The organism is Bradyrhizobium sp. Leo78 (assembly GCF_059512425.1).
Window position 1 is genome coordinate 41,469 of sequence record NZ_JCAMOT010000012.1, and the last position, 21,774, is coordinate 63,242.

The following is a 21,774-nucleotide window of genomic DNA, read 5'->3' on the forward strand; positions in this document are numbered from 1 at the left end:
ATTGATCCGTGGCGATCACGCGCACCGTTGTCGTCGCTGGTGCCGGGATCGGAGGACTGACAGCTTCGCTGGCGCTCGCGGCGAAGGGCTTTCGTGTCGTCATCCTGGAAAAGGCGCCGCGGCTGGAGGAAGTCGGCGCGGGCCTGCAGCTTTCACCCAATGCCAGCAGCATCCTGGTCGATCTTGGCCTGAAGCCGCGGCTTGCGCCGCGCGCGGTGACGCCGGAAGCGATCAGCGTTCTCAGCGCGCGCGCGGGCGGCGAGATCGCCCGTCTACCGCTCGGCGAGGCCGCGAGCACGCGCGCCGGCTCACCCTATTGGGTGGTGCATCGCGCCGATTTGCAAGGAGCGCTGCAGGCAGAGGTTGAGGATCATCCCGACATCGAACTCCGCCTGGGCTGGCAGTTCGAGGATGTCGCCGACCACGCCAGAGGACTGACGGTGGCCGCGCGCTGCGGCGACGCGCGGCAGCATGAGCTGGCGGCGGCGCTGATCGGCGCCGACGGCATCTGGTCGTCCGTGCGCAGCCGCCTGTTCCCGGAACTGCATCCACGGTTTTCCGGGCTGATCGCCTGGCGCGGCACGCTCGATGCGAAGGCGCTGCCGCGCGAATCCGCCTCGCCGCGGGTGCAACTCTGGATGGGACCGAACGCGCATCTGGTCGCCTATCCGATCGCCGCAGCACGACGGATCAATGTGGTCGCGATCGTGCCGGGAACCTGGAACCGGCCGGGCTGGAGCGAGGCCGGCGATGCGGGCGAGATCAAGAACGCGTTCTCCGCCGATTGGCCCGACAGCGCGCGGACGCTGATCGGCGCGGTCGAGGAATGGCGGCGCTGGGCGCTGTTCACGATGCCCGAAGTCAGCGAATGGAGCGCGGGCGCGGTCGCCCTGCTCGGCGACGCCGTGCATGGGATGCTGCCCTTTGCCGCGCAAGGCGCGGGCATGGCGATCGAGGATGCCGCCGTGCTTGCCAATTGCCTCTCTGGCTGTACCGGCGAGGACATCTCCGGCATTCCCGCTGCGCTGAAGCGGTACACCAGGCTGCGCCGCGGGCGCGTCAATCGGGTGGCGCGCACCGCGCAGCGACAGGGACGCATCTATCACCTCACCGGGCCGATGGCGCTGACGCGCGATCTCGTCATCCGGGCGATGGGTCCGGAGCGAATGCTGGCGCGGCAGGACTGGATCTATGATTGGCGGGCGTGATAGCGCGATTCAGCGCGAACGCGCGCCTCGGGCGGGCGCCGGTGGCACGATCGGCGCCGGCGCCGCCACGATCGTCTCATGGCATCTGTTGCGTCGCCAGTTTTCCTCGGCGAGCTTCTGCTGCGCGCGCACCGCCACGTAATCGTTGCGGTAGGCGACCTCCGCCACCACGGCGCCGCCGACCCCGGTCTCCGCCTTCGACATCAGCCCCTGCAACTCCGCCGCGCGCGACGTCAGCGCCGCGCGCTCCGTCTCGAGTTGCTTGCAGTCGTAAAGATCGTATTTCGCGGGATCGACGAAGGCCGGGCTGAGCGTCTCGCCCATCTGGGCGCAGCCGCAAAGCAGGCCGCCAAGCGCAAGCAGCGCGGCGGTCACGGCCGCGCGCGGCGGCAGGTGGAGGAAGGTGCGGACGGACATGGCGCCTTGGGAAACGGTTAAGTGTTGAGATTGGCTAAAGCAGCGCGAAATGTCGGGATTGAGGCTGGGCGGCCACCGCGCAGCGCGATACGCAAGACGTCGCGTCGTCGCGTTACGCGTTAAACTGTTGAAATAACGTGTATTCGGCAACAATTATCCTGTTTCCACTTCGTCACCAAACGCGCTAGATATCCTTCTCCCGACGAACGCGGACGTGGCGGAATTGGTAGACGCAAGGGACTTAAAATCCCTCGATGGCAACGTCGTGTGGGTTCGAGTCCCACCGCCCGCACCAATCGAATCAGACGAATCTCGCTTTGGCTACGACGACGACACGACCAGAGCCGGCAAGTCAGCCGGCACATGGCGGTCTGGACCGAGACCATAACCTACCAGGAACGAGGATATCATGATGCGCATTCTGGCTTTGGCTATCCTGGCAGTCGTTATGCTCGGCAAGACAACGCCAGCCCAGGCCCAGACTTACGATCCGAACTATCCGGTCTGCCTGCAGATCTACCAGGGCATGGTGGATTACTACTTCGAATGTCGCTACACCTCGATACCCCAGTGTCAGGCATCAGCCTCCGGCCGGGCGGCTCAGTGCGTGGTCAATCCTTACTATGCCAAGCCCATTCCGCGCAAAAAGCGGCGGACGAGCAGGTCGTAGAGATGAACGTGCGTGCGGTCGCTTGAGCCAGATTTTTTTGAGCGCGCCTTGAGACCATGATGCATCCGATCGCATCACTGCACGCCACTCTCACGAGATCGTCCGAAACAACTCGACGCAAAGCGTAAATCAGCACCGTTTGATTGCTGGCGAGAGCACGAGAACGTTCGAGTTGCGGTGAGGCAACAGCATGCTCGCGCGCGCTCACTCATCACGTTCCCGTCAGGTGTGGCTGGGATCACATCAACGCCTGCCACAGAAACCTAGTCTTTGCGCGCCGACCGCAATCTTGCGGCTGTCAAATCTCAACGCGTATGGATTGGAGATGTGACGATGGCAAGTTCGGAGCAGGATCGGCTTGCGGAGAAGACAGCCTGGATCGGCCGCGTAGCGATCATCATTGGTGTTCTGTTCTTATCGCGGCTGTTTCTCGTCGCGTTGTACGCCGCCGCGATGTCGCCAGGCACGGCACTCGGCGATTTCGCGACAATGACTGTGTTCCCGTAAATTCGGACATTAGAGACCGTCGCCGGGCGCGCAGCGGGTGCGGAACATTCTCTCGCCGAAAATGTTGTGATGCAGCATTGGAGTGCGATTGACATGGCGAAAGACTATCCAGGGGAACAACGGGCGGCGGAACAGCATCCGGAACCGCAAGAGCAGAAGCAAGAGACGCGCAGGCCGGCTTCGCTGCCGGAACCCGCTCCGCCGCTTCTGAACGAAGGGTTGGAACGCGTGCGCGAGAGTCACTGCTGAGCGCGGACGAAACTCGCTCGCTCAATGAAAATGGCCGGGCTGAGCCCGGCCATTTTGCTTCATTATTCGATGAAGCGCCCTACTCGCTCTTGTCGATGTTCCAGAAGATCGGCGTCGCCGGGCCGTCGAGCACGCCGGTGAGCGATTTGCGCCAGCCGCTCGGGAGAGAATACTGGCCGAGCGGGATATACATCACCTGGTCGTAGGCCTGCTTCTGGATCTCGGCGGCGATCTTCTTCTGCTCATCCGGCGAGGAGGAACGGGCAAACTTGTCGCGGAGCTCCTCGATCTTGGCGTCCTCAGCCCAGCCGAACCAACCGCCGTTCTTGCCGCGGCCGGTAAGGGAGGCGTTGACGATGGGATTGGCAACGTCGGCAGCGACCCAATTGGTGAAGAACATATTCCAGCCGCCCTCCTTCGGCGGCTTCTGGCTGGCGCGACGGGTCACCACGGTCTGCCAGTCAGTGGCCTGCAGGTCGACCTTGAACCCGGCATCGCGCAGCAACTGAGCGGCGACGATCGGTTGCGCCTTCAGCGTGATCACGTCGCCGGGCGCCATGATCACGACGGGCGTGCCGTCATAGCCGGACTCGGCCAGCGCCTTCTTGGCTTCGGCCATGCCGTTGCCCTTCACCAGAGTCTCAGCACCGACGTCGGTCTCGAGTGGCGTTCCGCAACCAAAGAAGGCGCCGCAGATCGTCTGGTACTTTGCATTGCCGACCAACGCATCGAGCACGTCCTTCTGGTTCATCGCCAGGAAGGCGGCGCGCCGCACCTTCACGTTATCGAACGGTGGATAAAGGAAGTTCATGCGCCCCAGCGTCTGGAAGCCGAACTTATTGAGGACCTCGATCTTGAGATCCTTGTTCGGCTCAAGCACCGGCAGCATATCGAGCGGCAAAAATTCCATGAAATCTATATCACCCGACTGCAGCGCATTCACCGCGGTCTGCGCGTCAGGCATGGTGATCCATTCGACGCGATCAACCTTCACGACCTTGCCGCCGGAGGTCCAGTTCGCCGGCTCCTTGCGCGGCACATAGTCCTTGAACTTCTCGTAGACCGCCTTCACGCCCGGTTGGAATTCGGCCTGCACGAACTTGAACGGGCCGGAGCCGATCTGCTCGGGGATCGGCTTGTCGGGCGGGGTCTCGGCAAGACGCTTCGGCATCATGAACGGAACGCGCGAGGACGGCTTGCCGATCGAATCCAGCACCAGGCCGTAGGGCTCCTTCAGCTTCAGCGTGATCGTCTTGGCATCGGTCGCGGTGATGCTTTCGGCGAAGTCCATCAGCTTCTGGCCCATGCCGTCGACCTTGCCCCAGCGCTGCAGCGAAGCGACGCAATCTTCGGCCGTCACCGGCGTGCCGTCATGCCACTTCAATCCGTCGCGCAGCGTGAAAGTATAAGTGAGCTTGTCGTCGGAGACCTTCCAGTCCGCCATCTGAGGCTGGATCTTGAAATTGGAGTCGGTCGCGAGCAGCGTGTCATAGACCATGTAGCCATGATCGCGGCTGATGTAGGCCGTGGTCATGATCGGATCGATCACGCGCAAGTCCGAATGCATCACCGCGGTGATGGTCTTGCCGGCCGCGAGCGCCTGCGCGCTCAGCGCCACCGAGAGCGCAACGATTGATAACGCTGATGCCAGCGCCCTGCGCTTCCAACTGGACGTTTGGAACATTCGTGTCTCTCCTGACGTGAAACTGGTCAAAGCCGGCTTATTCGTTATGCACTCGGTCCGTTATTTAGGCGGACTAACATGCTGCAAGGGCGGCAAATTTGAGACTTGCACCAAGCGTGTTTTGCGTCAATCGGGTTTTAGTCGAGATCGGATGTACACAAACGAATGGTGCGGCTCCCCGCATTTGACGCTACAACTTCGCCGGCCGATTTCGACGATCGCGATCTGACTGCATTGCGCACCTGCAGCAACGAAGAGAGAGACCTCATGAATCCAGCCAATCTTCCCTTTGATTCCGAAGTGATGCTGCAGGGCCTGCGTAGCTGGGTGGAGTGCGAGAGTCCGACCTGGGACGCGGCGGCTGTCGAGCGCATGCTCGACCTTGCAGCGCGCGAGATGGCGATCATGGGTGCGACGATCGAGCGCATTGCTGGCCGCCAAGGCTTTGCCGGCTGCGTGCGTGCGCGCTTTCCGCATATGAAGTTCGGCGACCCCGGCATTTTGATCGCAGGCCATCTCGACACGGTGCATCCGGTCGGCACCATCGAGAAGCTGAAGTGGCGGCGCGAAGGCAACAAATGCTTCGGCCCCGGCATTTTTGACATGAAGGGCGGCAACTACCTGACGCTGGAAGCAATCCGGCAATTGATCCGCGCCTCGTTCACGACCCCCTTGCCGATCACCGTGCTGTTCACGCCGGACGAGGAAGTCGGCACGCCGTCGACGCGCGACATCATCGAGGCCGAAGCCGCGCGCAATAAATATGTGCTGGTGCCGGAGCCGGGCACCGCCGACAACGGCGTTGTCACCGGCCGCTATGCGATCGCCCGCTTCAACCTGGAGGCAACGGGACGGCCGAGCCATGCCGGCGCGACGCTTTCCTCCGGCCGATCGGCGATCCGCGAGATGGCGCGGCAGATCCTCGCGATCGACGGCATGACGACGGAGGACTGCACCTTCTCGGTCGGCATCGTGCATGGCGGCCAATGGGTCAATTGCGTCGCCACCACCTGCACCGGCGAAGCGCTGAGCATGGCCAAGCGCCAAGCCGATCTCGACCGCGGCGTCGAGCGCATGCTGGCGCTGTCGGGCACGTCGAACGACGTCACCTTCACGGTGACGCGCGGCGTCACCCGCCCGGTGTGGGAGCCGGATGCCGGCACCATGGCGCTCTATGAAAGGGCCCGCGCGCTTGCGGAAGGGATGGGCTTGAAGCTACCCCACGGCAGCAAGGGCGGCGGTTCCGACGGCAATTTCACCGGGGCGATGGGCGTGCCGACGCTCGACGGCCTCGGTGTGCGCGGTGCCGATGCACACACGCTCAATGAACATATCGAGGTCGACAGCCTTGCCGAGCGCGGCCGGCTGATGGCAGGGTTATTGGCGACGTTGCAGTGATTGCCCAGACGCTGCAGTCGGCTCGTCATGGCCGGGCTTGACCCGGCCATCCACGTGCCGCTGCCGCGTGAAAGGGCGTGGATGCCCGGGACGAGCCCGGGCATGACGGCAGTGAGTAGGCCGATGGCACGGGAATTGCTGAAATGCTACGCTGGTGACGGAACTCAGGTTAACGGCCGACGTCACTCTTAACTGACCCTAATCTGACGGATCGACATTGCTGGGATATCTGCTTCGCCGAATCCTTGCCGCTATTCCCGTGATGGGCGTGGTGGCGCTGTTCGTGTTCCTCTTGCTGCGGCTGACGCCGGGCGATCCCGCGGCGATCCTCGCCGGCGACAACGCAACGCCCGAGCAGCTCGAGCGCATCCGCACCTCGCTCGGATTGAACGAGCCGATCTATATCCAGTTCGTGACCTGGGTCGGCAAACTCCTGCACGGCGATCTCGGCGTGTCCCTGATCTCGAACGTGCCGGTGTTGAAGATGATCAGCCAGCGCATCGAGCCCTCGATCTCGATCGCGCTTTCCACCATCGTGCTTTCGATCGTGGTGGCGGTGCCGCTCGGCGTGATCGCGGCCTGGCGGCACGGCACCTGGATCGATCGCTTCGTGATGGGACTGTCCGTGCTCGGCTTCTCCGTGCCGGTGTTCGTGATCGGCTATGTGCTGATCCAGATCTTCGCGATCGATCTGCGCTGGGTTCCGGTGCAGGGCTTCAAGAGCATCACCGCCGGCTTCGGCCCGTTCTTCCAGCGCATCATCCTGCCGACCTGTGCTTTGTCCTTTATCTATGTCGCGCTGATCGCACGCATGACGCGTGCCTCGATGCTTGATGTGATGGGTGAGGATTACATCCGCACCGCACGCGCCAAAGGCATCGGCGAGATGGGCGTGCTGCTGCGGCACGGGCTGCGTAACGCGGCAGTGCCTGTCATCACCGTGATCGGCAGCGGCTTTGCACTTCTGATCTCCGGCGTCGTCGTCACCGAGAGCGTGTTCAATCTGCCCGGCATCGGCCGCCTCACCGTCGATGCGGTGCTGGCGCGCGACTATCCGGTGATCCAGGCCATGATCCTGCTGACGTCGGGCATCTATGTCGCCGTCAACCTCTTGATCGACCTCGCCTATACCCTGCTTGATCCAAGGATCCGCTACTGATGGCGATCGATACCCTCCCCGAGTCATCGCTTCCGATCACGACGCCGCTGCGGCCACGATTTGGATTCCTCACTTCGACGCCGATCATGACGGTGGCGACGATCTGCCTGTCGCTGATCATCTTGATGGCGATCTTCGCGCCATGGCTTGCGCCGCATGACCCGGTGCAGCTCGCACCGGCACTGCGACTGAAGCCGGCCAGCGCCGAGTTCCCGCTCGGTACCGACGCCTTTGGCCGCGATCTGTTGTCACGGATCATCTATGGGGGCCGGATCTCGCTTCTGATCGGGCTCGGTGCCGCCGTGTTCTCGATCAGCATCGGGCTCGTGATCGGTCTCGTCTCCGGCTTCTTCAAATGGGTCGACGCGGTGATGATGCGGATCATGGACGGCCTGATGGCGATCCCGAGCATCCTGCTCGCGATCGCCGTGGTCTCGCTGTCGGGCGCCAGCATCTGGACCGTGCTGGTGGCGATCACCATTCCCGAGGTGCCGCGGGTGGCGCGATTGGTGCGCTCGGTGGTGCTCACCGCACGCGAGGAGCCCTATGTGGAAGCCGCGATCTCGCTCGGCTCCAGCCTGCCGAAGATCATGTGGCGGCACCTGATGCCGAACACGATCGCGCCGCTGATCGTGCAGGGCACTTATGTCTGCGCCTCCGCCGTGCTGACCGAAGCGATCCTGTCGTTCCTCGGCGCCGGCATCTCGCCGGAAACGCCAACCTGGGGCAACATCATGGCCGAGGGACGCGCGTACTTTCAGATCAAGCCGTCCCTGATCTTCTGGCCCGGCCTCTTGCTATCGATCGCGATCCTCTCCGTGAACCTGATCGGCGACGCCGCACGCGATGCGCTCGATCCGCGCATGAAGCAGCGGGGGAGCGGGAAGTGATGAAGCCATTCACTCCGTCATTCCGGGGCGCGCGAAGCGTGAACCCGGAATCCATTCTCCGCTTGCACTTGTGGCCCGATGGATTCCGCGCTCGCGCTTCGCGCGCCCCGGAATGACGAGAGAGTAACTGAATGACCGACATCGTCCTCGACACCGACAATCTCGTCGTCGCCCTCGGCAATAAGCCGGGCGCAAGCCGCATCATCGACGGCATCTCGCTTCAGGTACGCGAGCGCGAGACGCTGTGCCTGGTCGGCGAGAGCGGCTCCGGCAAATCGGTGACCTCGCTCACGGTGATGGGCCTGTTGCAGAAGGGCTCGCTGATCCCGACCGGCGGCAGCGTCAAGCTGGTGGGCGAGGAATTGCTCACTGCAAGCGACCGCCGCTTAAGGCAATTGCGCGCCACAAGGATGGCGATGATCTTCCAGGAGCCGATGACGGCGCTCAACCCGGTGGTTCCGGTCGGCCGCCAGATCGACGAAGTCCTGCGCGTGCACACCAATCTCGATGCCCGCGCGCGGCGGCAGAAGATCCTTGCGATGATGGAGCAGGTGCGGCTGCCCGACGTGGAGCGCATCTTCGCCTCCTACCCGCACCGGCTCTCCGGCGGACAGCGCCAGCGCATCATGATCGCGATGGCGCTGGTGCTGGAGCCGAAGCTCCTGATCGCGGACGAGCCGACCACCGCGCTCGATGTCACCACGCAGAAGCAGATCCTCACGCTGATCCGCGACCTGCAGCGCGACCATGGCACCGCGGTGCTCTTCATCACCCACGACATGGGCGTGGTTGCGGAGATCGCCGACCGCGTCGCGGTGATGCGTCACGGCCGGCTGGTCGAGAGCGGGCCGCTGGACGGCATCCTGCGCAATCCGTCGATGGAATATACCCGCAACCTGCTGGCTTCGGTGCCAAGCCTGGTGCCGCGGTCACCGCGCGAGGAGACCAGGGAACCGGTGGTGCTGGAGGCCAACGAGCTCTGCAAGATCTATCGCGAGCGTTCTTTCCTCGGCAAAATCCGCGAGGTCGCGGCCGCCAAGGACGTCACGCTGACGCTGCGCAAGGGCCGCACCCTCGGCATCGTCGGCGAGAGCGGCTCGGGCAAATCGACGGTGGCGCGCTGCATCGTGCGCCTGATCGACCCGACCTCCGGTGGCGTGCGGCTGGTCGGCCGCGAAATCTCCGAGCTGTCGCGGCGGCTGTTGCAGCCGCACCGCAAGAAAATCCAGATCATCTTCCAGGATCCCTATCGCTCGCTCAACCCGCGCGTCAGTGTCGGCGAGTCGATCGCGGAAGGCCCGATCAACTACGGCATGCCGCACAAGGAGGCGCTGAACAAAGCGCGCGAACTGCTCGAACTGGTGCACCTGCCGGCGGACGCGATCTCGCGCTATCCGCACCAGTTCTCCGGCGGCCAGCGCCAGCGCATTGCGATTGCGCGCGCGCTCGCGCTCGACCCTGAGGTGCTGGTGGCAGACGAGGCGGTGTCCGCGCTCGACGTCTCCGTGCAGGCGCAGGTACTGGATCTCCTGGATGAGATCCAGAAGCGGCTCGGCATCGGGCTGCTGTTCATCACCCACGATTTGCGCGTTGCGGCGCAAATCTGCGACGATGTCGTTGTGATGCAGCATGGCCGCGTCGTCGAACAGGGGCCGGCGGCGGAAGTGCTCACTCACCCGAAAGAGGCTTACACCAGGGCGCTACTTGATGCCGCACCCGGCCGCGGCTGGGATTTTGCCAATTTCCGGCCGGTGGCTGAGGCCGCGGAGTAGCCGGTCCTCCTCCGTCATTGCGAGGAGCGCAGCGACGAAGCAATCCATGCCTCAACAAGCGGAGAGATGGATTGCTTCGCTCCGCTCGCAATGACGGCGTTCCGGTATCCCAGATTGCCCCCACGCTCCATCCGGGCTACGCGTCTGCATCCGGGCTACGCATCATTCGCAATGCTTCGCGGCTTGCGCTGGCCGCAGCGACACGCTTAACGTCGCGCCCCACGACCTCTTTACGAGACCCTGATCAATGACCCGTATCGCCGTCGGCGGCTTCCTGCACGAGACCAATACCTTCGCGCCGACCAAAGCGACCTATGATGATTTCGTGCATGGCGGCGGCTGGCCATCGATGGCGCACGGCGCCGACGTGTTGAAGGTGATGCGCAAGATCAATGTCGGGCTAGCCGGCTTCGTCGAGGCCGCCGAAGCCAATGGCTGGGAATTGATCCCCACGATCTCCTGCGGCGCCAGCCCGTCCGCCCATGTGACCGAAGATGCGTTCGAGCGTATCGTCAAGAAAATGATCGACGGCATCGCCAGTGCAGGCCCGCTCGATGCTGTCTATCTCGACCTGCACGGCGCGATGGTGACCGAGCATCTCGACGACGGCGAAGGCGAGATATTGGCGCGCGTGCGCAAGGTGATCGGCAACGACCTGCCGCTGGTCGTGAGCCTGGATCTACACGCCAATGTCACGCCTGAGATGGTCGAGCATGCCGATGCGCTGATCGCCTACCGCACCTACCCTCATGTCGACATGGCCGACACCGGCCGCGCATCCGCAAGACATCTCGCGCTGCTACTGAAGACCAGGCAGCGCTTTGCAAAAGCGTTCCGGCAATTGCCGTTCCTGATCCCGATCAGTTGGCAGTGCACCAATGACCAGCCGACCAGAGGCATCTACGAGAAGCTCGCCGCGATGGAGAGCGATGCGGTGCCGACCCTGTCCTTTGCGCCGGGCTTTCCCGCTGCCGATTTCGAACATTGCGGGCCGAGCGTGTTCGCTTACGGCAGGACACAGGCCGACGCCGATGCCGCCGCCGACAAGCTTGCGGCGCTGATCGCGGGCCATGAGGACGATTTCGACGGCCGCATCTATTCACCCGACGACGGTGTGCGCCATGCGATGGAATTGGCAAAGACCGCGACCAGGCCGATCATCATTGCCGACACCCAGGACAATCCCGGCGCCGGCGGCGACTCCGACACCACAGGGATGCTGCGCGCATTGGTGCGCAACAATGCGACCCGCGCCGCAACCGGCGTGATCTACGACCCGCAATCGGCGAAGGCGGCGCATGCCGCGGGCGTCGGCGCCACCGTAACGCTCGCGCTCGGCGGCAAGTCGGGCATCCCGGGCGATGCGCCCTACAAGGAAACCTTCGTCGTCGAGCAGCTCTCGGATGGAAAGTTCGTGGCGCCCGGTCCCTATTATGGCGGCCGCGACATGGACATGGGACCATCGGCGTGCCTGCGCATCGGCGATGTCAGGGTGGTCGTCAGCTCGCACAAGGCGCAGCTCGCCGACCAGGCGATGTACCGCTATGTCGGTATCGAGCCGACCAAGCAGGCGGTCCTCGTCAACAAGAGCTCGGTGCATTTCCGTGCCGATTTCGAGCCGATCGCCGAGAAGCTTTTGATCTGCGCCGCACCCGGCGCGATGCCGGCCGACACCGCCTCGCTGCCGTGGACCAAATTGCGGCCGGGAATCCGTATCAAGCCGAACGGGCCCGCCTTTGCGCCTGTCAACACATCACGTTCAACCGGATAAGGACCAAATGCCCACCATCGAACGCATCGAAGGCTTTGCCGACGAACTCACGGCGATCCGTCGGGATTTCCATGCCCATCCCGAGATCGGCTTTGAGGAGGTCCGCACCTCCGGCATCGTCGCCGAGAAGCTCGCGAGCTGGGGCATCGAGGTGCATCGCGGCCTCGGCGGCACCGGCGTCGTGGGCGTGCTCAAGGGCAAGGGCAATGGCGGCAAGCGCATCGGCCTGCGCGCCGACATGGACGCGCTGCCGATGGAGGAAAACACCAACCTGAAATGGCGCTCGACCATTCCCGGCCGCTTCCACGGCTGCGGCCATGACGGCCACACCACCATGCTGCTCGGCAGTGCGCGCTATCTCGCCGAAACCCGCAATTTCGACGGCACCGTGCATTTCATCTTCCAGCCGGCAGAGGAAGGCCTTGGCGGCGCCCGCGCCATGATCAAGGACGGTCTGTTCGAAAAGTTTCCCTGCGACGAGATCTATGGCCTGCATAATGCGCCAGATCTGGACCACGGCGAGATCGCGGTCCTGCCGGGGCCGGCAATGGCCGGCGCTGATTTCTTCGACATCACCATCCAGGGCTACGGCGCGCATGGCGCGATGCCGGAGCGCTCCAAGGATGCTGTCGTGATCGCGATGACGCTCGGACAGGCGCTGCAGACCATCGTCAGCCGCAATGTCGATCCGCTGCAGGCAGCGGTCCTGTCGATCACGCAAATACACTCGGGCTCGGCCTACAATGTCATTCCGGGCGACGCGAAGCTGTGCGGCACCGTGCGCGCCTTCTCCGACGAGGTGCGCGCGCTGATCCGCGAACGCATGCGGGCGATCTGCGCCGGCATTGCCGCGACATTCCAGGCCGAGATCACCGTCGACATCCGCGACGGTTTCAGCGTGCTCGTCAACCAGGAAGAACAGTCCAGGGTGGTCGAGCAGGTCGCGCGCACGGTGGTCGATCCGTCGAAGGTGATCACCCGCTCGCAGCCGAAGATGGGCAGCGAGGACTTTGCCGACATGATGATGGCCGTGCCCGGTGCCTATTTCTGGGTCGGCCATGATGGCTCGGTGCCGGTGCACAATCCCGGTTATGTCCTCGACGACAAGATTCTGCCTGTTGGCGCCAGCATGTTCGCACGCATCATCGAGACTCGTTTGCCGGTAGGTGCCCATGCATAAACCAGCCCCCGAAGAAGCCGTCACCTCGCTGCACGACCTTTCCGCCACCGACCTGATCGCAGGCTACCGCGCCAAGCAGTTCTCGCCGCTCGAGGTGCTGGACGAGGTGATCGCCCATGTCGCGCAGTGGGAACCGCACATCAAGGCGCTCTATCTGTACGACCCGGATGGCGCGCGTGCAGTGGCCAAGGCCTCGGCCGACCGCTGGCAGGCCGGCGAGCCGATGGGCACGCTCGACGGCGTGCCTGTCACGATCAAGGACAATATCGCCACCAAAGGCCAGCCGGTGCCGCTCGGTGCCGCCAGCGTCAAGCACGTGCCGGCGGAAAAGGATGCTCCTCCTGCGGCACGCTTGCGCGAAGCGGGCGCGGTGATCTTCGCCAAGACCACGATGCCGGATTACGGCATGCTGTCCTCTGGGCTCTCTTCGTTCCATCCCCTCACCCGCAACCCCTGGGACCTCAGCAAGAATCCCGGCGGCTCGAGCGCGGGCGCAGGTGCGGCCGGTGCGGCCGGCTATGGGCCGCTGCATCTCGGCACCGACATCGGCGGCTCGGTGCGGCTGCCGGCATGCTGGTGCGGCCTGGTCGCGCTGAAGCCGAGCCTCGGGCGCGTCCCGATCGATCCGCCCTATGTCGGCCGCGTCGCGGGTCCGATGACCCGCACCGTCGACGACGCCGCGCTGATGATGAGCGTGCTGTCGCGCCCCGATCGCCGCGACGGCATGAGCCTGCCGGCGCATGAGATCAACTGGAAGACGCTGGAGAAGTCGCCGCGCAAGATGCGCCTCGGCCTGATGCTCGATCTCGACGTCGGCCAGGCGCTCGAGAAGGAAGTGCGTGACGTCGTGGTGAAGGCGGCGAAAACCTTCGAATCCGCAGGCGCCGTCGTCACCGAGATCGACGGCTTCTTCACCCGGCAAATGCTCGAGGGTCTCGACAATTTCTGGCGCGCGCGGATGTGGGACGATCTGTCGAAACTGTCTGCGGACGAGCGCGCAAAGGTGCTGCCCTATATCTACAAATGGGGCGAGGCCGGGGCAAAACTGTCGGGCGTGGACGTCATCCGCGGCTTCAACCAGACCATGGCGATCCGCGCTGCCGCAGCCAAACTGTTCTGCGACTTCGACTACATCATCTCGCCGGTCTCACCGGTGGTGAACTTCGCGGCCGAGCTCCCCGCCTCGCTCAACGATCCTGACAAGCCGTTCGAGCACATCTGCTATACCGTGCCATGGAATATGTCGGAGAACCCGGCGCTGTCGATCAACGGCGGCTACGACAAGAAGGGTTTCCCGATCGGCGTGCAGATCATCGGCCGCCGCTTCGACGACATCGGCGTGCTCGGCATGGGCAAGGCCTTCGAGGCCCTGCGCGGCCCGCAACGCCCCTGGCCGCAGCCGCCTGAGAAATAATCCGCACACTCCGTCATGGCCGGGCTTGTCCCGGCCATCCACGTCTATACGCTTGCGATGAAGCAAGAACGTGGATGCCCGGGTCAAGCCCGGGCATGACGATGATTTGCGCTGGGACGCAACGAACAGACACAAGGAAGGAAACAACCACCATGGGGTATGAGACGATCAAATACGAGGTCGCCGAGCAGATCCTCACGATCACGCTGAACCGGCCGGACAAGCTCAACGCCTTCAACGCGACGATGCAGCAGGAGCTGATCGATGCCTTCGATGCCGCCGACAAGGACGACGACATCCGCGCCATCATCGTCACCGGCGAGGGCCGCGCCTTCTGCGCGGGCGCCGATCTCTCCTCCGGCGCCAACACCTTTGACCGCGATGCGCGGCGCGGACCGGTGAAGCGGCTGCCGAGCGGCGCGGTCGATTACAGCGATCCCAATGTGCGCGACGGCGGCGGCCAGGTGACGCTGCGCATTTTCAAGAGCCTGAAGCCGGTGATCGCGGCGGTGAACGGGCCTGCGGTCGGCATCGGCGTCACCATGCAGCTTGCAATGGACATCCGCATTGCGAGCGAGGCCGCGCGGTTCGGCTTCGTGTTCTCCCAACGCGGCATCGTGCCGGAGGCGGCCTCGAGCTGGTTCCTGCCGCGCATCGTCGGCATCTCGCAGGCGCTGGAGTGGTGCTACACCGGCCGCGTGTTCCCGGCGCAGGAGGCGCTTGCCGGCCGTCTCGTCAGCAAGGTGGTGCCGCCGGACGAGCTGTTGCCGACCGCCCGCGCGCTGGCCAAGGAGATCGCCGCCAAGACAGCGCCGGTCTCGGTGGCGCTGATCCGCCAGATGATGTGGCGCATGCTCGGCGCCGACGATCCGATGGAAGCGCACAAGGTCGACAGCCGCGGCATCTACGCCCGCGGCCGTTCGGACGACGTCAAGGAAGGCGTGGTCTCGTTCCTGGAAAAGCGCCCCGCGCAATTCAAGGACAAGGTCTCGTCCGACATGCCCGACTATTTCCCGTGGTGGCAGGAACGCGAATATAAGTGAGCACACTTCGGACGACGCCAGCACGGGACGGCGTCGTCCTCCTGCACGGCATCAGCCGGACCGCGCGTTCGTTCCGCAAGATGGAAAGCGCGATCGAGCGCGCCGGATATACAACGCTCAATCTCGACTACGCCAGCCGCCGCAAACCGCTTGAGGCGCTGGCGGAAGACATCCATTCCGCGATCGAAACTTTCGCAGGCCGTCTTGGTGGCCGAGTGCACTTCGTCTGCCATTCCATGGGCGGACTGCTGGCGCGCGTCTATCTCGCCAAACATCGGCCGCACAATCTCGGGCGCGTGATGATGCTGGGGACGCCCAACGGCGGTAGCGAGATCGCGGACCGCTTGAAGAATGTCGTGCTGTATCGCGCCTTCTTTGGCCCGGCCGGGCAGCAGCTTGGCACGCTGCGCGATGTCGCGACCATGGCGCTGTTGCCGCCGATCGACTATCCGGTTGGCATCATCGCCGGGAACCGCTCAATCTACCCTGTCGCCTCGGCCTTCCTGCCGCGACCGCATGACGGTCGTGTGTCGGTCGCGAACACGAGGCTCGACGGCATGACCGATCATATTGTCGTGCGCACGTCACATCCATGGCTGGTGCGCAATGACGCGGCGATCGCGCAGACGATTGCGTTCCTGCGGGAGGGGAAATTTACGGCGCATTGGTAAAGTGGGCGTCGATAACGTGCCACCTCGGCTTTTGATCCATGCCGGCCGCGCATGGAGGCGAGCAGCACGTCCACTGCAACGCAAATTCGCAACGCGATATCGTCGCTGCAAATCCAGTCACTGAATCGGTACCGATGCGACTTCGCCTGCGGATGCTTATCCTGGCACCCCTCGTCCTGGCCGGCTGTGCCGAACGGGACGCCGAATGGGCGCGGCGCGGCCGGGAAAGCCTGATCGGACTTAATCAATCGAACATCCGGATGTGCGCGGGGCTGCCGACTGGAACCACCAAGGACGGCACCGGCGAAATCTGGATGTATGAGCATGCCGCCAGTGCGCCCGGTGGCATCGCGCCGCCGGCTCTCACGATCCCACCCGGGCTGAACATCGGCGGCCAGCCCTTGAACGGCTATTGCCGCGTGCAGCTCCGCTTCGTCGGCGGCAAGGTCGCGGAGGTGCAATACGCTGGGAATACCGACATCGGCGACGCGCGGGATGCCGTCTGCGGCCAGATCGTGCGGACGTGTCTCGGCTATGCGCAGGCGGGCAAGTAATACTCGTAGGGTGGGCAAAGCGAAGCGTGCCCACCATTCCAAGCGGAGTGTCGATGGTGGGCACGCTTCGCTTTGCCCACCCTACACGATCTCGCTCGCAATGACGGCTAACCCATCATCAACGCCACGCGGCCGATCGCCTTGCGCTCCAGCAGCAGGCGCATCGCTTTCGCAACATCCTCCAGCGGCAAACGATGCGAGATGTTCGGGCGCACCTTGCCGGCTTCCGCCCATTCGGTCAGCGCCTTGATGCGTACCTCGCCCAGCGCCGGATTCCGCCGCACGGCTTCGCCGGCGCGGATGCCGAGCACGCTGGCGCCCTTGATCATCAAGAGATTGGTGCGGGCAAGCCCGATGCCGCCGGTGAAGCCGATGACGAGCAGCCGCGCGCCCCAGTTGATGCAGCGCATCGAGTTTTCGAACACCTCGCCGCCGACCGGATCGAACACGACATCGGCGCCGTTGCCATCCGTAATGCGTTTCACGGCATCGCGAAACGGCTCGCGATCGTAGAGCACGAGATGGTCCGCTCCCCTCGCCTTGGCGATCGCAAGCTTCTCCTCGCTGGACGCGGCAGCGATCACGACGGCGCCGAGCAGCTTGCCGATCTCGACCGCGGCCAGTCCCACGCCGCCGCCGGCGCCATGCACCAGCAGCACCTCGCCGTGCCGAAGCTGGCCGCGGTCGATCAGCGCATGATAGGCCGTGCCGTGCGCGGCAAGAAAGGTCGCGCCTTCCGCATAGTCGAACGTCGACGGCATCCGCGTGAGCTGCGACGGCGTGGCCACCGCCTCGTCGCTGAAGGCGCCGTGGCGCATCTTGACGATGACCTTGTCGCCGACCTTGACGTCCGCGGCATCATTTACCTCGACCACGTCGCCGGCGGCTTCCATCCCCGGCGTGAACGGCAATGGCGGCTTGAGCTGATATTCGCCGGCCGCCATCAGCACGTCGGGAAAATTGATCCCCGCGGCGCGGATCGCGACGCGCACCTCGCCTGCCTTCAATGGCGCGGACGAAAATGTTTCCAGCCGCAGGCGCTCGGGCGGGCCGAGCTCGCGGCAGACAACGGCTTTCGGCATCAGGCTGCGCGCTCCTTCTTGCGCTCCAGCGCCTCGCGGATCAGCGGCAAGCGGTCGTTGCCGAAATACATGTCGGTCTTGTCGATGAAGATGGTCGGCGAGCCGAAGCCGCCGCGCGCCATCACTTCATCGGTGTTGGCCTTGAGCTGGTCCTTGATCGCCTGCTGGCTGATGCCGGCGAAGAATTTTGCCGGATCGATGCCGACCTTGTTGCAGATCTCGGTCAGCACCGCATCCTGCGAAATGTCCTTGTCGTCCCCCCAATAAGCCTCGAACACCGCGCGCGCGAACGGCACCATCTTGTCGTTGCCGAGCCAGATGCAGCCGCGCATCGCCTTGACACTGTTCACGGGAAACACGCTTGGCGGCATCTTGATCGCAAGGCCTGCCGAGCGCGCCCAGTCGGAGAGATCCTTCTTCATGTAGCGCGCCTTCAGCGGCACCGGCGTTTCGCGCGAGGCGTAGACGCTCGGGTTGACGGTGTTGAAGATGCCGCCGACCAGGATCGGCCGCCAGGAGATATCGACGCCGAACTCCTTTGCCAACGGCTGGATGTTGTGGAAGGCGAGATAGGTCCAGGGGCTGGAGCAGTCGAAGAAGAATTCGATCATGGTGGCGTTTCCTGTTGTGATATCGCTTGTGTCCATTTTCGTCATTCCGGGATGCGCCGCAAGGCGCAGGCCCGGAATCCATTGATCAGCGTGCGCCAGCGGCGAAATGGATTCCGGGCTCGCGACTTCGTCGCGCCCCGGAATGACGGGTAGTTACTGCTTCTCCAGCATCTCCCTGGCGCGCTGGCCGAACATGTTCTTGCGTGCCTCCTCGTCGAACGGTTCCTTGACGAACTTGCCGATCGCGAGCCCCGCCTGCACCTGCGGCCGGGCGCGCACCTCGGCGTACCAACGCTTGATGTTCGGGTAGTCGTCGAGCGTAAAACCCTGCGCCTTGTGGGTCATGGTCCAGGGGAAGCAGGCGATGTCAGCAATGGAGTAGTCGCCGGCGATATAGGCGCCGGTCTTGCCGAGTTGGCGGTCGAGCACGCCATAGAGCCGCGCCGCCTCGTCGCGGTAGCGCTCGATCGCATAGGGGATCTTGTCGGCGGCATAGAGCGCGAAATGGCCGTGCTGGCCAAGCATCGGACCGAGCCCGCCCACCTGCCACATCACCCACTGGATGACCCTGGAACGGCCGCGCATATCCGCAGGCAGGAAGCGGCCGGTCTTCTCGGCGAGATAGATCAGGATCGCACCGGTCTCGAACACAGCGAACGGCTCGCCGCCGTCGGCAGGAGCGTGATCGACGATCGCCGGAATCCGGTTGTTCGGGCTGATCGCCAGGAATTCCGGGCGAAACTGCTCGCCGGCGCGGATATTGACCGGGATGACCTGATAGGCAAGCCCGAGTTCCTCCAGCATGATCGAAATCTTCCAGCCGTTCGGCGTCGGCGCGTAGTGCAGGTCGATCATGGTTTCTCCCAGAGGTCGCGTCATAAAGACGCTTGTTGTTCTGTACCTCGATCATAAGACATGGCAGACAGGCGCTCAATCCGAACCGAGGGAGGCCAGACATGCTGTTTCCGACCACGATCGCGGGCTCCTTGCCGAAACCGGAATGGCTGGCGGAGCCCAACACGCTGTGGGCGCCCTGGAAGTCGCAAGGCGACGAGCTGGCGCGCGCCAAGCGCGACGCCACCCTGCTCGCGCTGAAGCTGCAAGAGGATGCCGGAATCGATCTCGTCACCGAGGGCGAGCAGGCGCGGCAGCATTTCGTCCATGGCTTCCTGGAGAAGGTCGAGGGCATCGATTTCGCCCACAAGGTCGAGATGGGTATCCGCAAGGACCGCTATAAGGCGATGGTGCCGCAGGTGGTGGCGCCGCTGCAGCTCAAGGGCCGTGTCCATGCGACCGAGGCCCGTGTCGCCCGCACCCACACGACGCGCAAGCTGAAATTCACCCTGCCCGGCCCGATGACCATCATCGACACCATCGCCGACCAATATTACGGCGACCGGGTCAAGATGGCCTTCGCCTTTGCCGAGCTCCTGAACGAGGAGGCCAAGGCGCTGCAAGCCGACGGCGTCGACATGATCCAGTTCGACGAGCCCGCCTTCAATGTTTACATGGACGACGTCCGCGACTGGGGCATAAGTGCGCTGGAGCGCGCCGCCGAGGGGCTGACCTGCGAGACCGCCGTGCACATCTGTTACGGCTACGGCATCAAGGCCAATACCGACTGGAAAGAGACCCTGGGCAGCGAATGGCGGCAATATGAAGAGACTTTTCCTGTGATCGACAAGAGCACGATCCAGCAGGTCGCGATCGAATGCCGCAACTCGAAAGTGCCGATCGAGCTGCTCGCGCTATTGCCGGGCAAGATCGTCCAAGCCGGCGTGATCGATGTCGCGAGCGACGTTGTCGAGACCGCCGAAGACGTGGCCAATGTGATCGAGGCGGTCGCGAAATTCGTGCCGAAGAGCAACATCGTCGCGACGACCAATTGCGGCATGGCGCCGATGCGGCGCGATATCGCGGAAGCCAAGCTGATGGCGCTCGGCGCAGGCGCGAAGCTGGCGCGGCAGCGGCTCGGCTGATGTGGGCTGGCCAACGAAGCCTGTTGATGCGCCCTCGCCCCTTGTGGGAGAGGGCTACTCCGACGCCGGCAACAGACTCGATGGGGTGAGGGGTTGCCTCCACGAGCACCGGCGCTCGCGGAGAGAACCCCTCATCCGGCGCTTCGCGCCACCTTCTCCCACAAGGGGAGAAGGGAAGACGGCCGCATCGGTTCAACCAAGCGCCGTCGCGCTTGGATGCAGGACTGGCTGATAACCGGCGGCGAATGCGCGAACCGTTGATGGCGGCGTCAGCAGCAGCGCGGTATCCATGTCGACGTTGCCGCGCTCATAGCCCGCGAACGACCAGCGCAGCGGCTCGCCGCTCACAACCAGATAGCTCTCCTCGCCCGCCTGCACCATCGCGCCATCTGGCAGGTTCGCGAGCGGCATCGGCAGCGGATGCAGCCGCTTCCGACCGCGGTCGAGGCGCTCGCGATGCAGCACGGCGTCGATCTCGGGCGCGTGGATGTTTTCCGCGCCGTTGCCCTGCTCCCAGGCGGCGCGAAAGCGGTTGGCATCGTCGCGGCGGCAGAAGAAGCAGGGGCGATGGCCCGCGGCGAACGCGGTGGCTTCATCGAGGAAGAACAATTCGGTCCAGCTTCGTCCGCCCATCACCTTGCGACGCCGGCCGCGGAATTCGCACACGCATGTCAGCCAAGCCGGGCTTGACCAGCGCTTTTTCAGGAGCGTTTTGGTCGCGGGATCATGGATGATGCCGCGGTTGCCGGTAAACAACCCGCGGTGCGGCGTGGCGACGATCTCGCCGGTTGGCGTGACGCGGTTCTGCAGGGGCATCTTGCTTCTCCTTCTCCCCGTTCTTACGGGGAGAAGGTCGGGATGAGGGGCTCAATCCGCGAATACGAAAGCAAATGTACTCGCGGAGACTCCCCCTCACCCGGATCGCATCTTCGATGCGATCCGACCTCTCCCTGCAAGCGGGGCGAGGTAAGGACTACGCCGCGCCGTCGCGGATCGGAGGTTGGAACGAGAGCGCGGTGTCCCAGGGGAAGAAGATCCAGGTGTCCTGCGACACCTCGGTGATGAAGGTGTCCACCAGCGGCCGGCCCTTCGGCTTGGCATACACCGTGGCGAAATGGGCATCGGGCATCATCTCGCGCACCATCTTGCCGGTCTTGCCGGTGTCCACGAGGTCGTCGACGATCAGAAGCCCCTTGCCGGTGCCATTGCCAAGCTTGGCGGTTGCTTCGGAAATGCCTTTCAGGACCTGAAGGTCGCCCTGTTTGTTGTGGTCGTAGCTCGCGATGCAGACGGTGTCGATCACGCGCACGCCGAGCTCGCGCGCCACGATTGCCGCCGGCACCAGGCCGCCGCGGGTGATCGCGATCACCGCCTGGAATGGCCCGACCTCATTGAGCCGCCAGGTCAGCGCCCGGCAGTCCCGGTGGAACTGGTCCCAGGACACCGGGAAGGCCTTGCCTGCCCGTTCCTGTGCGCTGAGGTTCGTATCCGCCATCTTTCTCTCCGAGAAGTCCT

Annotated in this window: 22 protein-coding genes and 1 tRNA gene; 16 read left to right on the forward strand and 7 right to left on the reverse strand. The window is 64.1% G+C overall.

What is annotated here, in order from left to right:
- Positions 1–8 precede the first annotated feature (8 nt).
- On the forward strand, positions 9–1,208 hold the full coding sequence (locus AC5ZG1_RS17490) for an FAD-dependent monooxygenase (protein WP_456645559.1): 1,200 nt from the start codon (positions 9–11) through the stop codon (positions 1,206–1,208).
- Between the two features lie 9 nt (positions 1,209–1,217).
- Here the strand turns inward: AC5ZG1_RS17490 and AC5ZG1_RS17495 are convergent, their stop codons facing one another.
- Complete coding sequence (locus AC5ZG1_RS17495) at positions 1,218–1,625, reverse strand: twin-arginine translocation pathway signal (protein ID WP_474419543.1); 408 nt, start codon at positions 1,623–1,625, stop codon at positions 1,218–1,220.
- Positions 1,626–1,833: 208 nt separating this feature from the next.
- On the opposite strand from AC5ZG1_RS17495, the gene AC5ZG1_RS17500 reads away from it, so the two are divergent.
- The 4 genes from AC5ZG1_RS17500 to AC5ZG1_RS17515 all read left to right on the forward strand — a co-directional run bounded on the left by AC5ZG1_RS17500 (position 1,834) and on the right by AC5ZG1_RS17515 (position 3,051).
- Positions 1,834–1,920, forward strand: a tRNA-Leu gene (locus AC5ZG1_RS17500).
- A gap of 114 nt (positions 1,921–2,034) precedes the next feature.
- Positions 2,035–2,295 carry a DUF3551 domain-containing protein gene (locus AC5ZG1_RS17505; RefSeq protein ID WP_080663895.1) on the forward strand — a complete coding sequence of 87 codons (261 nt, stop codon included), beginning with the start codon at positions 2,035–2,037 and terminating at the stop codon, positions 2,293–2,295.
- A gap of 333 nt (positions 2,296–2,628) precedes the next feature.
- The gene (locus AC5ZG1_RS17510) at positions 2,629–2,802 is read left to right on the forward strand and encodes a hypothetical protein (protein WP_165435527.1); all 174 of its coding nucleotides are present in this window, start codon (positions 2,629–2,631) and stop codon (positions 2,800–2,802) included.
- A gap of 93 nt (positions 2,803–2,895) precedes the next feature.
- A complete protein-coding gene (locus AC5ZG1_RS17515) occupies positions 2,896–3,051 on the forward strand; it encodes a hypothetical protein (protein WP_496114096.1) in 156 nt (51 codons plus the stop codon).
- Between the two features lie 79 nt (positions 3,052–3,130).
- Here AC5ZG1_RS17515 and AC5ZG1_RS17520 read toward each other — a convergent pair whose 3' ends face one another.
- On the reverse strand, positions 3,131–4,735 hold the full coding sequence (locus AC5ZG1_RS17520; RefSeq protein WP_474419546.1) for an ABC transporter substrate-binding protein: 1,605 nt from the start codon (positions 4,733–4,735) through the stop codon (positions 3,131–3,133).
- Between the two features lie 267 nt (positions 4,736–5,002).
- Between AC5ZG1_RS17520 and AC5ZG1_RS17525 the strand changes: the two genes are divergently transcribed.
- The 10 genes from AC5ZG1_RS17525 to AC5ZG1_RS17570 all read left to right on the forward strand — a co-directional run bounded on the left by AC5ZG1_RS17525 (position 5,003) and on the right by AC5ZG1_RS17570 (position 16,587).
- Positions 5,003–6,133, forward strand: a complete 1,131-nt coding sequence (locus tag AC5ZG1_RS17525; protein ID WP_496133595.1) for a M20/M25/M40 family metallo-hydrolase — start codon at positions 5,003–5,005, stop codon at positions 6,131–6,133.
- Positions 6,134–6,350: 217 nt separating this feature from the next.
- A complete protein-coding gene (locus tag AC5ZG1_RS17530) occupies positions 6,351–7,292 on the forward strand; it encodes an ABC transporter permease (RefSeq protein WP_165435526.1) in 942 nt (313 codons plus the stop codon).
- Positions 7,292–8,182: an ABC transporter permease gene (locus AC5ZG1_RS17535; RefSeq protein WP_130229428.1), complete on the forward strand. Its 891-nt coding sequence runs from the start codon at positions 7,292–7,294 to the stop codon at positions 8,180–8,182. Before AC5ZG1_RS17530 ends, AC5ZG1_RS17535 begins: the two co-directional genes overlap by 1 nt.
- Positions 8,183–8,313: 131 nt before the next feature.
- On the forward strand, positions 8,314–9,954 hold the full coding sequence (locus AC5ZG1_RS17540; protein WP_474419551.1) for an ABC transporter ATP-binding protein: 1,641 nt from the start codon (positions 8,314–8,316) through the stop codon (positions 9,952–9,954).
- Positions 9,955–10,201: 247 nt separating this feature from the next.
- Positions 10,202–11,725 (forward strand): M81 family metallopeptidase, encoded by a 1,524-nt coding sequence (locus tag AC5ZG1_RS17545; RefSeq protein WP_496133596.1) that lies wholly within the window; start codon positions 10,202–10,204, stop codon positions 11,723–11,725.
- A gap of 7 nt (positions 11,726–11,732) precedes the next feature.
- Positions 11,733–12,905 carry a M20 aminoacylase family protein gene (locus AC5ZG1_RS17550; RefSeq protein WP_496133597.1) on the forward strand — a complete coding sequence of 391 codons (1,173 nt, stop codon included), beginning with the start codon at positions 11,733–11,735 and terminating at the stop codon, positions 12,903–12,905.
- Entirely contained in the window at positions 12,898–14,319 is a 1,422-nt protein-coding gene (locus tag AC5ZG1_RS17555; protein ID WP_496133598.1) for an amidase, read from the forward strand. Before AC5ZG1_RS17550 ends, AC5ZG1_RS17555 begins: the two co-directional genes overlap by 8 nt.
- Positions 14,320–14,471: 152 nt before the next feature.
- Positions 14,472–15,362, forward strand: a complete 891-nt coding sequence (locus AC5ZG1_RS17560) for a crotonase/enoyl-CoA hydratase family protein (RefSeq protein WP_496133599.1) — start codon at positions 14,472–14,474, stop codon at positions 15,360–15,362.
- Positions 15,359–16,033 carry an esterase/lipase family protein gene (locus tag AC5ZG1_RS17565; protein ID WP_456645568.1) on the forward strand — a complete coding sequence of 225 codons (675 nt, stop codon included), beginning with the start codon at positions 15,359–15,361 and terminating at the stop codon, positions 16,031–16,033. The genes AC5ZG1_RS17560 and AC5ZG1_RS17565 overlap by 4 nt, the downstream gene beginning before the upstream one ends.
- A gap of 134 nt (positions 16,034–16,167) precedes the next feature.
- Positions 16,168–16,587 (forward strand): hypothetical protein, encoded by a 420-nt coding sequence (locus AC5ZG1_RS17570; protein ID WP_130229421.1) that lies wholly within the window; start codon positions 16,168–16,170, stop codon positions 16,585–16,587.
- A 107-nt stretch (positions 16,588–16,694) separates the two neighbouring features.
- Here the strand turns inward: AC5ZG1_RS17570 and AC5ZG1_RS17575 are convergent, their stop codons facing one another.
- The 3 genes from AC5ZG1_RS17575 to AC5ZG1_RS17585 form a co-directional block, all read right to left on the reverse strand.
- Positions 16,695–17,669, reverse strand: coding sequence for an NADPH:quinone oxidoreductase family protein (locus tag AC5ZG1_RS17575; RefSeq protein ID WP_130229420.1), 975 nt, complete (start codon positions 17,667–17,669; stop codon positions 16,695–16,697).
- Positions 17,669–18,280 (reverse strand): 2-hydroxychromene-2-carboxylate isomerase, encoded by a 612-nt coding sequence (locus tag AC5ZG1_RS17580; RefSeq protein ID WP_130229431.1) that lies wholly within the window; start codon positions 18,278–18,280, stop codon positions 17,669–17,671. The genes AC5ZG1_RS17575 and AC5ZG1_RS17580 overlap by 1 nt, the downstream gene beginning before the upstream one ends.
- A 153-nt stretch (positions 18,281–18,433) precedes the next feature.
- Positions 18,434–19,135, reverse strand: coding sequence for a glutathione S-transferase N-terminal domain-containing protein (locus AC5ZG1_RS17585; protein WP_496133600.1), 702 nt, complete (start codon positions 19,133–19,135; stop codon positions 18,434–18,436).
- 101 nt (positions 19,136–19,236) lie between these two features.
- On the opposite strand from AC5ZG1_RS17585, the gene AC5ZG1_RS17590 reads away from it, so the two are divergent.
- Positions 19,237–20,259 carry a methionine synthase gene (locus AC5ZG1_RS17590; protein WP_130229418.1) on the forward strand — a complete coding sequence of 341 codons (1,023 nt, stop codon included), beginning with the start codon at positions 19,237–19,239 and terminating at the stop codon, positions 20,257–20,259.
- A 192-nt stretch (positions 20,260–20,451) separates the two neighbouring features.
- Here the strand turns inward: AC5ZG1_RS17590 and AC5ZG1_RS17595 are convergent, their stop codons facing one another.
- Entirely contained in the window at positions 20,452–21,075 is a 624-nt protein-coding gene (locus AC5ZG1_RS17595; RefSeq protein ID WP_456644401.1) for a hypothetical protein, read from the reverse strand.
- Between the two features lie 157 nt (positions 21,076–21,232).
- Positions 21,233–21,754, reverse strand: a complete 522-nt coding sequence (gene gpt / locus AC5ZG1_RS17600; RefSeq protein ID WP_028166299.1) for a xanthine phosphoribosyltransferase — start codon at positions 21,752–21,754, stop codon at positions 21,233–21,235.
- Between the last annotated feature and the right edge of the window lie 20 nt (positions 21,755–21,774).